The organism is Agromyces sp. Y782, assembly GCF_059445405.1.
The window spans coordinates 120,911-134,146 of sequence record NZ_JCAIUG010000001.1; the positions used below are offsets into that span (position 1 = coordinate 120,911).

The following is a 13,236-nucleotide window of genomic DNA, read 5'->3' on the forward strand; positions in this document are numbered from 1 at the left end:
CCGAACCGCCCCGCAAGAAGCGAAACCTGGCCCGCAACCCGCGAAGCGGGGCGCCGGCCGAAGCCGACGCCCCGCGGCATCCGCAGAGCTACTCGTAGAGCACGGCCTGGATCTCGTCGTCGTCGATGTTCGACGCGTCGTACCAGTAGAAACCCGTGTCGATCGTCTTCGGCAGTTCCGTGCCGTCGAGCGCCTCGACCGCGGCCTTCACCGTCTCGTAGCCGATGCCGACCGGGTTCTGGGTGATCGCGCCGATCATGAGGCCGTCGCGGATCGCATCCATCTGCGCCTTGCCGGAGTCGAACCCGACCACGACGAGTTCGCTCGGGTCGATGCCGAGTTCCTTGACCGCCTGCACCACGCCGATCGCCGAACCCTCGTTCGAGCCGTAGATACCCTTCAGGTCGGGGTTGGCCGCGAGGATCGCCTTGGCGAGGTCGGCGGACTTCGCCTGGTCGCCGCCGCCGTACTGCACGTCGACGATCTCGATGTTCGGTTCGTTCTGCTCCATGTAGTCGACGAAGCCGTCGCGACGCTCCTGGCCCGTGACCGAGGTCTGGTCGTGCACGACGAGGGCGACCTTGCCCTCGTGGCCGACGGCCTCGGCCATGTGCTCGGCGGCCTCGGAGGCGGCAGCGAGGTTGTCGGTCGCCGCGGTCGTGAGCGGGATGTCGCTCTCGACGCCCGAGTCGAACGCGATGACGGGGATGTTCGAGTCCTTCGCCTGCTGGAGCAGTGGGCCGGCCGCCTGGCTGTCGAGGGCCGCGAACCCGATCGCGTCGGGGCTCTTGTCGAGCGCGGTCTGCAGCTGCTGGATCTGCTGGTCGACGTCGGCCTCGGTGTCGGGGCCCTCGAAGGTGATCTCGACATCGAACTCCTCGGCCGCCTGCTCGGCGCCGGACTTCACCGCCTGCCAGAACTGATGCTGGAACCCCTTCGAGACGAGAGCGATGTACGGCTTGTCGCCATCGCCGCCGTCCGTGCCGGAACCTCCGCCGTCGCTCGCGCAACCGGCGAGCACGAGGGCTGCGGCAACGGCGCCGACGATCACGCCCATCGTTCGCTTCTTGAACATGTCACTCCTTCATGTTGTGGGTATTCGTGGTGGTGCGAGTTGTGCCGGGCGCACCGGCGGATCAGGACCTGCGGCGCCGCAGCATGTCGAGGTAGACGGCGACGAGGATCACGATGCCGACGGCGACCGATTGCCACTCCTGCGGCACGGAGATGATGCGAAGTCCGTTCGTCAGCACGGCCATGATGAGCGCACCGATCACGGTGCCGATGATGGATCCCTTGCCGCCCTGCAGTGACGTGCCGCCGATGACGACGGCGGCGATCGCCTCGAGCTCGAGCCCCATGCCGCCGGTCGGTTGGGCCGATGAGAGACGTGAGGCGCTCAGCACGCCCGCGAGTCCGACGAAGAGGCCTGCGAGCGTGTAGATGATGATCTTCCACCGGCGCACGTTCACGCCCGACAGTGCCGTCGCCGCTTCGTTGGAGCCGATCGAGAAGGTGTAGCGGCCCACGATCGTCTTCGAGAGCAGCACCGCGGCGACGACGATCATGACGATGAAGATCGCGACGCCGAGCGGGAATCGGATGCCGGGCACGATCGACAAGTTCATGATCGACTGGAACTCGGGGGTGTCGTTGAAGTAGATCGGCTTCGTGCCCGAGATCACGAGCGACAGGCCCGCCGCGATGAGCATCATGCCGAGGGTCGCGATGAACGGCGGGATGCCGAGCACCGAGACGTTCACGCCGTTGATGAGCCCGATCAGCCCGCCGAACAGGATGGTGGCGCCGACGCCGGCCCACAACGGCCAGCCGAGGTAGGTGAGGAAGACGCCCGCCATCACGCCGCAGAGCACCATGCCGGTGCCGATCGAGAGGTCGATGCCGCCCGTGATGATCACGAAGGTCGTGCCGAGCGCCAGGATGCCGGTCACGGTCGCGGCCGTGAGGATCGAGACGAGGTTGTTCGCCGTGAAGAAGTGCGGACTCGCGATGGAGAAGACCGCGACGATCACGATGAGGCTTGCGAAGGCGAGGAGTTGCTGCAGGGAGCCGCGCAGCCACGCGAATCTCGGAGTGCCGGCATCGACCGCTGCGAAGGCCGTCGTCGACGGGGTCGGTGCAGGCTGTTGCGTCGTCGTCGGGCTCATCGTGCGATCGTTCCTTCGCTGGTGAATCGGGTGGCGTAGTCCATGAGGTTCTCCTGGGTGGCCTCGGCGTTGTCGAGCACTGCGGTGAGGCGCCCCTCGGCCATGACGGCGATCCGGTCGGAGAGCCGGAGCACCTCTGGCAGCTCGGAGGAGATCATGATGATCGCCTTGCCCTGCTCGGCGAGCTGCCGCAGCAAGGTGTAGATCTCCTCCTTCGCACCGACGTCGATGCCTCGGGTGGGTTCGTCGAAGATGAGAACTTCGCAGTCCTTCGCGAGCCACTTCGCGATGACGACCTTCTGCTGATTGCCGCCCGAGAGGTTCTTCACGAGCTGCGCCGTCGACGGCGTCTTGATGCGGAGCTTCTCGACGTACTCGCGCCCGGTGGCCTCGATGCGCGAGCCGTTCACGAAGCCCAGTGCCGAGACGTAGTCGCGGAGCGAGGCGAGCACGATGTTCTCGCGAACGCTGCGCTCGAGCAGCACGCCGAGCTGCTTGCGGTCCTCGGAGAGGTAGCCGATGCCGAGCCGAGCGGCCTCTGCGGGATTCCCGATCGTCACCGGCCGGCCGTGCACGAGGATCTCACCGGACTCGATGCGGTCGGCGCCGACGATGGCACGGGCGACCTCGGTACGCCCTGCGCCCATGAGCCCGGCGAATCCGAGGATCTCACCGGAGCGCACGTCGAATCCGACGTCGCGCAGCAGGTGCTTGGTCGTGAGACCGCGCACCGAGAGCACGGGCACGCCGCTCGTCGTCGCGGCCGGTGGGCGCTGCTCGCCCGAGATCTCCCGTCCGACCATGAGCGAGATGATCTCCCGCGGTTCGGTTTCCGCCGTCACCCGCGTGCCGATGTACCTGCCGTCGCGCAGCACCGTGATGCGGTCGGAGATGCGTGCGAGCTCCTCCATGCGGTGCGAGATGTAGATGACGCCCGTCTCGGGAGTGCGGAACCGCCGGATCAGCTCGAAGAGCACATCGACCTCGGTGTCGTTGAGCGCGGCGGTCGGCTCGTCCATGATGAGTACCTTCGCGTCGAACGACAACGCCTTCGCGATCTCGACCATCTGCTGTCGCGCGACCGTGAGACGTTCGACGCGCTCGGTGGGGTCGAGGGCGAGGCCCAGCTGATCGAAGAGATCTTGGGCGCGCCGGTTGAGGGCTCGCTCGTCGAGGAAGAGACCGCCGGCGCGGTGCTCGCGACCGATGAAGATGTTCTGCGCGACGGTGAGGTCGGGCATGAGGTTGAACTCCTGGTGGATGATCGAGATGCCGAGTTGCTGTGCGTGACGCGGTCCCTCGATCGCGAGCGCTTCGCCGTTCAGGCGGAAGGTGCCGGCGTCGGGGGTGTAGATGCCCGCGAGCAGCTTCATGAGCGTCGATTTGCCTGCGCCGTTCTCGCCGACGAGGGCGAGCACTTCGCCGTGTCGAAGCTCGAGTCGCACATCGGCGAGTGCCTGCACGCCCGGGAACCCCTTGCTGACGTCCTCGAGGTCGAGCAGTGGGATCGCAGTGTCGACGCGCTCGTTCATCATGCAGCCCCGGTCGGCGTGTACGTGTTCACGACGCCCTTGCGCAGCACGACGTTGCCGTACGGCCGCAGCTCGCCCGTACGCACGATGAGTTGTGCCGAGGCGGCCCGATCGTAGAAGGCGAATCGTTCGAGCTCTTCGATCCGGTCGAGGGCGGTGTCGGCCGCGGTGACGAGTTCGTGCTGCACGGGCAAGCGCTCGCCGCCCTCGGCCACCATGAGTAGTACGGAGGCGCCTTCGTAGCCGTCGAGCGGAACGACGGTGCGGATCGCGGCGACCACGTCGGCCGCGGCGAGTGCCGGAGCCTCGACGACCAGTGCACCGACGCGGTGGGCGGGAAAGTTCGCGTCGGCGACGACGAGCTCGTCGCCGTGACCGAGCCGATCGAGTGCGGCGAGCAGTTCGCCGCCGAGGATCGGGTTGATGCCACTCAGCACGTGCGCCTCTCTTCCTTGAGATTCGGGACGAGTGTACTACTCATCCGATGTTTCAGCAGGTTTCAGCCCGATGGAATACTCTCCGGTAGATTTTCGATGAAAGACATCCGATTACTCACGCCGAGTACACCCGATCGGCAGTGCCGCCGAGCACCGCCTCACGTTCCGTTTGAGCAAGCTCGGCGAGGCATCCGCTCATGACCGCCCACGTCGGCTGGTAGCCGCCATGCGGCACTGACATCGGCCAGTCGCCGCCGTACATCAGTCGCGCAGGCTCGAATGCCTCGAGCGCGATCTCCCAGAGCGGCTGCACCGTCGCGCTGCCGAACGGCACGCCCGGCAGGTGCAGTCCCGAGAACTTCGCGACCGTGTTCGGCAGCGCGGCGACAGCGTCGAACTCGCGCCGCCACGCCTCGAAGTCGTCGCGGCCGACGGGAGGCTTGGCGAGGTGGTCGATCACCACGGTCAGTTCAGGCAGGTCGTGCGCGAGCCGCCGGGCCGCCCCGAGATGGCGAGGCCAGGCGTCGGGCACATCGAAGGCGAGGCCGCGCCGGGCGACCTCGGCGAGCGAGGCACGCACAGCGCGCAACTCGAGGAACCCGTCGCGCGGGTCGTCGTGCACGAGATGACGGATGCCGCGCAGTGCCCGCTCCCCCTCGAACTCGTCGAGCGCCCTGAACGCCGCGGCGCGATCGTCGAGCGGCACCCAGCCGACGACGCCGGCGACCCAGTCGTGGCGTGCGGCGACGTCGAGCATGAACCGCGTGTCGGCGAGCGAGTCCTCGGCTTGCACGAGGATGGCGGCGTCGATGCCGGCGGTGTCGAGTTCCGCCCGCGCCTCTTCGGGCGGGAAGTCCGCGTCGAGCGGTCCGAGTTCGGGCGTGATCCACGCGTAGTCGCTCACCGCGCGATCCCAGAGATGCAGGTGCGCATCGATCGTGCGGGCGGGCGCGGTCACGGGATGAGCCCCTCGTCGCGCAGTCGGATCCACAGGGCGTCGGGAACCGGTGCGTGCACCCGGGCGGCGTTCTCGGCGATCTCGGCCGCGCGCGCCGAGCCGACGACGACCGACCGCACAGCGGGGTGCCGGAGCGGGTACTGCAGTGCGGCGACCGGCAGCTCGACGCCTTCGGCACGGCAGACGTCGGCGAGCCGGGTGACGCGCGTCAGCACCTCGGGCGGCACCGTGCCGTAGTTGTAGCGCCCGCTCGCCCCTGGCGTCGACGTCGAGAGCAGTCCCGAGTTGTAGACCGCGGCGGCGACGACGCCGACCCCGCGCTGCTCGCAGAGCGGCAGCAGCTCGGCGAGCGCCGGCTGCTCGAGCAGGGTGTAGCGCCCGGCGATCATCACGAGGTCGAGGTCGCCCTCGCGAACCGCGCGCGCCGCGGCATCCGCATTGTTGGTGCCGATGCCGATGGCCTCGACCACCCCCTCGTCTCGGAGCTTCGCGAGCGCGGGCAGCGCCTCGTCGATGCCGCGGTCGAGGTCGTAGACGTCGGGGTCGTGCAGGAATGCGATGTCGATGCGATCGAGGCCGAGGCGGTCGAGGGAGTCCTCGATGCTGCGGCGAACGCCCGACTCGCTCGGATCGAAACGGCGTACCGTGCGGTTCGGCACGACGAAGTCGAATGCCAGATCGTCGCCGCCGGCGAAGTCGGGGTTCGGGTCGAGCACCCGCCCGACCTTCGTCGAGAGCACGAAGTCTTCTCGGGCCTTCGCGGCGAGGTAGGAGCCGAGTCGCCGCTCGGAGAGGCCGAGCCCGTAGTGCGGTGCGGTGTCGAAGTAGCGGATGCCGCCGTCCCACGCCGCGGCGAGCGCGGCCTCCGACTGCGCGTCGCTCACCTCGCGGTAGAGGTTGCCGACCGAGGCGGCACCGTACCCTAGCGGCCCGAGCCCCTCGGCCGAGGTGAGGTCGGCGATCATGCAGGCACCTCGCCGATGTGCGCACCGCGCCAGGTGTATTCGTCGACGGATGCCGCGAGCATCTCGGTGCCCGCACCGGGCGTGTCGGGCGTGAGGTAGCGGCCGCGGCGCACCACGGCGGGGGTCACGAAGTGCTCGTGAAGGTGGTCGACGAATTCGATCATGCGTCCCTCCATCGTGCCCGAGAGCGCGACGTAGTCGAACATCGAGAGGTGCTGCACCGCCTCGCAGAGCCCGACGCCGCCCGCGTGCGGGCAGACGGGCACGCCGAACTTCGCGGCCAGCAACAGGTTCGCGATGTTCTCGTTGACACCGCCGACGCGGGTCGCATCGATCTGCATGACGTGCATGCCGCCGGCCTGCAGCAGTTGCTTGAAGACGATGCGGTTCGCCGCGTGCTCCCCTGTCGCGACCTTGATCGGCGCGACGCCGCGCGCGATGGCCGCGTGGCCGAGGATGTCGTCGGGGCTCGTCGGCTCCTCGATCCAGGTGATGTCGAACTCTGCGAGTGCGCGCACCCACTCGATGGCGGCATCGACGTCCCACCGCTGGTTCGCGTCGATCGCGATCGGGTAGCCCTCGCCCACGGCGGCGCGTGCGATGCCGAGCCGGCGGATGTCATCGGCGAGATCGGCGCCGACCTTCAGTTTGATCTGCGGGTAGCCGTCGGCGACCGCCTCGCGGCAGAGCCGGTCGAGCTTCTCGTCGGAGTATCCGAGCCACCCGGGCGTGGTCGTGTACGCGGGGTAGCCGATCTCGAGGAGTTCGGCCGTACGCCCGGCGCGACCGGGTTCTGCCGCGCGGAACAGCTCGAGCGCTTCATCGGGGGTGATCGCATCGCTGAGGTAGCGGAAGTCGACGAGCGCGACGAGCTGCTCGGGCGAGAGCTCGGCGAGCAGTCGCCAGAGCGGCAGGCCCGCACGCTTGGCCTTCAGGTCCCAGAGGGCGTTGATCGCCGCACCGATCGCCATGTGCATGACGCCCTTCTCGGGGCCGAGCCAGCGCAATTGCGAGTCGTGGGCGAGCAGGCGCCAGGCGGAGCCCATGTCGTCGAGCAGTGCCTCGACATCCTGGCCGAGCAAGTGGCCGCGGAGCGCGTCGAGCGCCGCGACCTCGACATCGTTGCCGCGCCCGATCGTGAAGACGAATGCGTGCCCCTCGAGGCCGTCAGCTGCGTCCGTGCGGATCGTGAGGTACGCCGCCGAGTAGTCGGGGTCGGGGTTCATCGCGTCCGAACCGTCGAGTTCGAGGGAGGTCGGGAAGCGGATGTCCCGGGTATCAACTCTGACGATCGTGCTCATGACGTCCTTTCGTGGCGACCCTGAGCATAAACATCGGATGTCTCTTCTGTCAACCGCGCAAAGTTGTGCAAGAATCTCCCAGAACCCGCCCGCGTGCACCTCAGAGTTCAGATGTTCACACGGCGCCCCAATGGAGAGGACCAGCATGAGATTCGCCCGGCTCGGCAACGTCGGCACCGAGATCCCCGTCGTCGTCGACGGAGACCGCACCCTCGACCTGCGCGGGATCACCGCCGACATCGACGCCGACTTCCTCTCCGGCGACGGCATCGAGCGCGCGCGGGTCGCGGTCGCCGGCGGCGAACTCCCCGAGCTGCCCGATGCCTCGAGCCTCCGCATCGGCGCTCCGATCGCCCGCCCCTCGGCCGTCTACTGCATCGGCATGAACTACGCCGCGCATGCCGCGGAGTCGGGCTCGGAGCCGCCCACGCAGATCGTCATGTTCATGAAATCCCCGAACACCGTCGTCGGCGCATACGACGACGTCGCGATTCCCCGCGGCAGCGAGAAGACCGACTGGGAGGTCGAGCTCGGCGTCGTGATCGGTCGTCGCGCGAGCTACCTCGACTCCCCCGCCGATTCGCGCGCGCACATCGCCGGCTTCGTCACGGCGAACGACCTCTCCGAGCGCGACTGGCAGCTCGCCGTCTCAGGCGGTCAGTGGTCGAAGGGAAAGAGCGCGCCCGGCTTCTGCCCGACCGGCCCATGGCTCGTCACCGACGACGAACTCGACGCAGACGATGTGCGCCTCACGAGCTTCGTCAACGGCGAGCCCCGACAGGACTCGCGCACGAGCGACCTCATCTTCGGCATCGACACGATCGTCTGGACACTGAGCCAGTACCTCACCCTCGAACCGGGCGACCTCGTGCTCACGGGCACGCCCGAGGGCGTCGCCCTCTCCGGCCGCTTCCCGTACCTCGCCGCCGGCGACGTCGTCGAGCTCGGCATCGACGGCCTCGGTCGCCAGCGCCAGCAGTACGTCTCCTCCTGACTCGATCCGCCCGACCCGATCCGCCTGACCCGATCCGCCCGATTCGATCCGCCCGACCCGATCCGCCCGACCCGATCCGCCCGACGCGATCACGCCACCCGAAAGGACCCATCACATGAGCAACGACTTCAGCGGCCTCGTCGCGATCGTCACCGGCGGGGCATCCGGCATCGGCGCCGCGATCGCCGCCCGCCTGCAGCGGGGCGGTGCGCGCGTCGCCGTCTTCGATCTGCAGCCGGATGCCGCGGCCCACGCCGATCTGGCCGTCGCCGTCGACGTGGCCGATGACACCAGCGTGCGGGCCGGCGTCGAGCGCGTGGTCGCAGAGCTCGGGCGCATCGACATCCTCGCGAACAACGCCGGCATCGGCGCGCAGGGCACGATCGAGGCGAACGCCGACGACGAGTGGCACCGGGTACTCGACATCAATGTCGTCGGCATGGTGCGCGTCGCTCGCGCTGCCCTGCCGTACCTCCGCGACTCCCCCGCCGCCGCGATCGTCAACACCGCGTCGATCGCCTCGACGGCCGGCCTGCCCGAGCGTGCCCTCTACAGCGCCAGCAAGGGCGCGGTCGCCGCGCTCACCCGGGCGATGGCCGCCGACCACTTGCGTGAGGGCATCCGCGTGAATGCCGTCAACCCCGGCACCGCCGACACCCCGTGGGTCGGTCGCCTGCTCGAATCCGCCCCCGACCCCGCGGCCGAGCGAGCCGCGCTCGAAGCGCGCCAGCCGCACGGGCGGCTGGTGTCGGCCGACGAGGTCGCCGAGGCCGTCGCGTACCTCGCGAGCCCGGCCTCGGGATCGACGACCGGGGTCGCGCTCGCGGTCGACGGCGGCATGCAGGAGTTGCGCTTGCGACCGGCGGCGAGCTGAAGCGGCATCCGTTCGCGTGATCGACTTGTCGACGTGAGGGTGCTTGCGGCGACGTTCGTTGTACATCGCGCACAGCAGGTTCGCCGAGACGCCCGATAGCCTGAAGACGTGAAGTTCGCGCACCTGAGAGTCGAAGGCCAGACGACCCCTCGACTCGCGGCGGTGGTCGCCGATTCCGCGATCTTCCTCGACGAGTGCATGCAGCGTCCGCCGCGCGATCTGCAAGACCTCATCGAGCGCGGGGCGGAGGGCCTCGACGAAGTGCGTCAGGTCATCGACTCCGTCGTCGCACTCGGCACCGAGCCGACTCCAGTGGCTGAGCTCCGGCATTCCTCCGCCGTGTTGCGCCCGGCACAGGTGATCGCGATCGGCGCGAACTACGCTGCGCACGCTTCCGAGCTGAAACTGCGCTCAGAGACGGCGATGACGATCTTCTCGCTCTGGCCGAACTCGCTCACCGGGCACGGCGCCACCACGACCTGGCCCGACGACCTCACGACACAGGTCGACTACGAGGCCGAACTCGGCGTCATCATCGGCCGGCCCGCGCGCGGCGTGCACGTGCGCGACGCCCTCGACCATGTGTGGGGTTACACCGTCGTCAACGACATCACCGCGCGCGACCTGCAGTTCAGCGAAGCGCAGTGGTCGCGCTGCAAGTCGTTCGACGGGTTCACGCCCACCGGGCCTGTCGTCGTGACCGCCGACGAGGTCGCCGACCCGCAAGACCTCTGGCTCACCACGAACCTCGACGGCCACATCCTGCAAGACGCCTCGACGAGCGAGATGGTGCGCGGCGTCGCCGAGATCATCTCCTACCTCTCGCGATCGGCGACGATCCCCGCCGGCACACTCATCTCCACCGGCAGCCCGGGCGGCGCGGGGTACTCGCGCAACCCGCAGGTCTTCCTGCGCGACGGTTCGACCGTGACGGTCACGATCGAGGGCATCGGCTCGCTCACCACGCACTGCCGGGTCGTCTGAGGCGCCGGCGAACCCCGCTCAGCCGACGAGTTCGCCGGCCGAGAGGCGGCGCCGGAGGAAGTCGCCCGCACGATCGAGCGCGACCCCGGCCGCATCGAGCGCGCCGAGCGCCGTCTGGTAGTTGTGCGGCGCCCGAGCCGCGACTTCGAGCACGACGTCGACGTCGTCGTGCGCCGCGTTGGCGACCAGCCTGACCGCGTCGTCGAGCAGCAGCTCACGGCTGCCGACCTGCACGAGCATCGGCGGCAGGCCGCGCAGGCCCGCGAAGACGGGGCTCGCGAGTGGCGACGCCGCGGCGTCGGCCGCCCCCGACTCGGGCAGGTATCGGTTGGCGTAGCCGCGCAGGTCGTCTTGATCGAAGAGCGGGTCATCGCCGACCCGATGCGAGAACGACTCACCGCTGAGCGTCAGATCGACCCAGGGCGAGAAGACCACGACCGCGGCGGGCATCTCGAGGTCGGCATCGCGGGCCGCGAGGAGGGTCGCGATCGCGAGGCTGCCGCCCGCGGAATCACCGGCGATGATCAGGCTCCGGGCGCTGAATCGCTCCAACAGCTCGCGGTAGGCGGCGAGTGCGTCGTCGACGGGCGCGGGAAAGCGGTGCTCGGGCGCGAGACGGTAGTCGAGCGAGTACGCCGTAGTGCCCGTGCGCTGGGCGAGCGCCGCCGCCACGCCCACGCCGGTCGCCGCCGAACCGATCACGTAGCCGCCGCCGTGCAGGTAGAGCAGCGCACCGGCTCCCCCGCCGTCGCCGGGTATGAGCTCGATCGCGGAACGCTCGCCGAGTACGACGTCGCGAGTGGCGAATCCGTCGGGCGCGGCGACCGCGCCTTCGGCGAAGGCGGTGCGCATCTCTGCGACGGTCGCGTCGGCGGCGAAGCGCGCGGCCGCATAGGACTCGGACAAACGGTCGAACTCGAGGCGTGACATCCTGCTGCTCCTGTCGTAGATTGATTACTAGGAATCAACCCTACGAGTAATTAGCTTCCTGTCAATCTATTTCTTAGGAATGCATCGGTGCCTGATGACCTCGCCCTCTTCTTCGACCTCGTGCGCGCCGAGACCCGGTGGTTCGAACGGCTCGACGGCGAGTTGTTCGACGAATACAGCGTGCACCTGGCGAGCTACGACGTGCTGCGGGTGATCGACTCGGTCGACGGATGCCGCGTGCAGGACATCGCCGACGAGATCGGCATCACCGTCGGAGCGGTCAGCAAATCAGTCGACCGCCTCGATCGCGACGGCTGGGTGCAACGCGTCGCCAACCCGAACGACCGTCGATCCTCGCTCATCACCCTCACCGAGCCGGGCACCGCGTTGCTCGCCCGGGCGACGCCGTTCGTCGTCGGCGCCGTGCAGACCCGCCTCGCCTCGATCGGCGGCGACGCGCGGCGCGCGCTCACGACCGGTCTCACGGCGCTACGCGCCTCGTTCGATTGATCGGGCTTCCGCGAGGTGCGTTCCTCGACGGACTCGGGGGCGTCGCCGACGCATCCGCTTACTCGCGCGGCTCGCCCTTCAGGTCGATGAGCGGGATCGCCATCGTGATCGGGCGGATGCCCGAGAGCTTCGAGGGCAGCAACTGAGCCATCACAGCCTCACGACTCATGAGGCCGGCCTCGACGACGAGGTCGGCGACCGGCCGGCCCGTCTTCAGCGCGTGCTTCGCGAGCGTGGATGCCTCGGTGTAGCCGATGAACGGGATGAGCGCGGTGATCACGCCGACGCTCGAGGCGACCATGGCCTCGAGTCGGTCGACGTTGGCCGTGATGCCGTCGACGCAATTGACCCGCAGGGTCCAGCAGGCCTGCCGCATCCACGTGATCGACTGCAGCAGCGAGTGCGCCATCACCGGTTCGAACGCGTTCAGCTGCAACTGGCCGCTCTCGGCCGCCATCATCACCGTGACATCCGCCCCGGCCACCGCGTAGGCGACCTGGCTGACCGCCTCGGGGATGACCGGGTTGACCTTGCCCGGCATGATGCTCGAGCCCGCCTGCTTGGGCGGCAGGTTGATCTCCCCGAACCCGGCCTGCGGGCCGGACGAGAGCAGACGAAGGTCATTGCATATCTTCGACAGCTTGATCGCGCTGCGCTTCAGCGCGCTCGAGAACGTCATGAACACACCGGTATCGCTCGTCGCCTCGATCAGGTCGGGCGCCGTCTCGAGGCGTAGCCCGGTGATCGCACTGAGGTGGCGCACCGCCGCGGCCGCGTAGCCGGGGTCGGCGGTGATTCCTGTGCCGATGGCGGTGGCGCCGAGGTTCACCTCGGAGAGCAGCTTGATCGTTTCGCTGAGGCGTTCGTGGTCTTCACCCAAGGTCGTCGCGAAGCCGTGGAACTCCTGGCCGAGGGTCATCGGCACGGCATCCTGCAATTGCGTACGGCCGACTTTCAGTACCTCGTGGAACTCCTGGCCCTTGCGGCCGAATGAGATGCGCAGCAGATCGAGCTCACGCAACATCGTGGTGAGCGAGAAGGTCATCGCGAGCTTGACGGCGGTGGGATAGGTGTCGTTCGTCGATTGGCTGCGATTGACGTCGTCGATCGGGTCCAGCACGTCGTAGCGACCCTTGGGGTAGCCGCCGATCTCGAGGGCGAGGTTGGCGATGACCTCGTTGGCATTCATATTCGTCGACGTGCCGGCGCCGCCCTGGATGACGCCGACCACGAACTCCTCATGAAGCTCGCCGTCGAGGATCCGCTGGCAGGCCTCGTCGATCCACGCCGCCTTCTGCGCGGTGAGCACGCCGACCTCGCGATTCGCTCGCGCAGCAGCCTGCTTGACGGAGGCGAGGGCTACGACGAGGTCGGGGTAGACCGAGATGGGGCGCTTCGAGATCGGGAAGTTCTCGAGTGCTCGCTTGGTGTGCACGCCCCAGTACGCGTCGGCCGGCACCTCGAGGGAGCCCAACGAGTCGGTTTCGGTGCGGGTCGGTACCTCGGGCGGTGACGGGATCGGAGCTGGGTCGGTGTACGTGTCGTCGGTCGTCTCGGGCTCGTGCATTTCTTCCTCCACAATG

General features: G+C 68.5%; 13 protein-coding genes. 4 read left to right on the plus strand and 9 right to left on the minus strand.

Annotated elements, in window-relative coordinates; genetic code table 11:
• Positions 1–88 precede the first annotated feature (88 nt).
• The 7 genes from AC1C2S_RS00595 to AC1C2S_RS00625 all read right to left on the minus strand — a co-directional run bounded on the left by AC1C2S_RS00595 (position 89) and on the right by AC1C2S_RS00625 (position 7,361).
• Positions 89–1,075: an ABC transporter substrate-binding protein gene (locus tag AC1C2S_RS00595; protein ID WP_495350599.1), complete on the minus strand. Its 987-nt coding sequence runs from the start codon at positions 1,073–1,075 to the stop codon at positions 89–91.
• A 61-nt stretch (positions 1,076–1,136) separates the two neighbouring features.
• Positions 1,137–2,168, minus strand: coding sequence for an ABC transporter permease (locus tag AC1C2S_RS00600; RefSeq protein WP_495350600.1), 1,032 nt, complete (start codon positions 2,166–2,168; stop codon positions 1,137–1,139).
• A complete protein-coding gene (locus AC1C2S_RS00605; protein ID WP_495350601.1) occupies positions 2,165–3,700 on the minus strand; it encodes a sugar ABC transporter ATP-binding protein in 1,536 nt (511 codons plus the stop codon). The genes AC1C2S_RS00600 and AC1C2S_RS00605 overlap by 4 nt, the downstream gene beginning before the upstream one ends.
• Positions 3,700–4,137, minus strand: a complete 438-nt coding sequence (locus AC1C2S_RS00610) for an RbsD/FucU family protein (RefSeq protein ID WP_495350602.1) — start codon at positions 4,135–4,137, stop codon at positions 3,700–3,702. Before AC1C2S_RS00610 ends, AC1C2S_RS00605 begins: the two co-directional genes overlap by 1 nt.
• Positions 4,138–4,252: 115 nt before the next feature.
• Complete coding sequence (locus AC1C2S_RS00615) at positions 4,253–5,095, minus strand: amidohydrolase family protein (RefSeq protein ID WP_495350603.1); 843 nt, start codon at positions 5,093–5,095, stop codon at positions 4,253–4,255.
• Positions 5,092–6,060 (minus strand): aldo/keto reductase, encoded by a 969-nt coding sequence (locus AC1C2S_RS00620; protein WP_495350604.1) that lies wholly within the window; start codon positions 6,058–6,060, stop codon positions 5,092–5,094. Before AC1C2S_RS00620 ends, AC1C2S_RS00615 begins: the two co-directional genes overlap by 4 nt.
• A complete protein-coding gene (locus AC1C2S_RS00625) occupies positions 6,057–7,361 on the minus strand; it encodes an L-fuconate dehydratase (RefSeq protein WP_495350605.1) in 1,305 nt (434 codons plus the stop codon). The genes AC1C2S_RS00620 and AC1C2S_RS00625 overlap by 4 nt, the downstream gene beginning before the upstream one ends.
• Before the next feature lie 145 nt (positions 7,362–7,506).
• Between AC1C2S_RS00625 and AC1C2S_RS00630 the strand changes: the two genes are divergently transcribed.
• The 3 genes from AC1C2S_RS00630 (at position 7,507) to AC1C2S_RS00640 (ending at position 10,213) form a co-directional block, all read left to right on the plus strand.
• Positions 7,507–8,355 (plus strand): fumarylacetoacetate hydrolase family protein, encoded by an 849-nt coding sequence (locus AC1C2S_RS00630; RefSeq protein ID WP_495350606.1) that lies wholly within the window; start codon positions 7,507–7,509, stop codon positions 8,353–8,355.
• A 115-nt stretch (positions 8,356–8,470) separates the two neighbouring features.
• Positions 8,471–9,229 carry an SDR family NAD(P)-dependent oxidoreductase gene (locus tag AC1C2S_RS00635; RefSeq protein ID WP_495350607.1) on the plus strand — a complete coding sequence of 253 codons (759 nt, stop codon included), beginning with the start codon at positions 8,471–8,473 and terminating at the stop codon, positions 9,227–9,229.
• A gap of 108 nt (positions 9,230–9,337) precedes the next feature.
• Positions 9,338–10,213, plus strand: a complete 876-nt coding sequence (locus AC1C2S_RS00640; protein ID WP_495350608.1) for a fumarylacetoacetate hydrolase family protein — start codon at positions 9,338–9,340, stop codon at positions 10,211–10,213.
• Between the two features lie 18 nt (positions 10,214–10,231).
• On the opposite strand, the gene AC1C2S_RS00645 is transcribed toward AC1C2S_RS00640, so the two are convergent.
• The gene (locus AC1C2S_RS00645; RefSeq protein WP_495350609.1) at positions 10,232–11,143 is read right to left on the minus strand and encodes an alpha/beta hydrolase; all 912 of its coding nucleotides are present in this window, start codon (positions 11,141–11,143) and stop codon (positions 10,232–10,234) included.
• A gap of 87 nt (positions 11,144–11,230) precedes the next feature.
• Between AC1C2S_RS00645 and AC1C2S_RS00650 the strand changes: the two genes are divergently transcribed.
• Positions 11,231–11,653 (plus strand): MarR family winged helix-turn-helix transcriptional regulator, encoded by a 423-nt coding sequence (locus AC1C2S_RS00650; RefSeq protein WP_495350610.1) that lies wholly within the window; start codon positions 11,231–11,233, stop codon positions 11,651–11,653.
• A 58-nt stretch (positions 11,654–11,711) separates the two neighbouring features.
• On the opposite strand, the gene AC1C2S_RS00655 is transcribed toward AC1C2S_RS00650, so the two are convergent.
• Positions 11,712–13,220 (minus strand): aspartate ammonia-lyase, encoded by a 1,509-nt coding sequence (locus AC1C2S_RS00655; protein WP_495350611.1) that lies wholly within the window; start codon positions 13,218–13,220, stop codon positions 11,712–11,714.
• Positions 13,221–13,236: the final 16 nt, after the last annotated feature.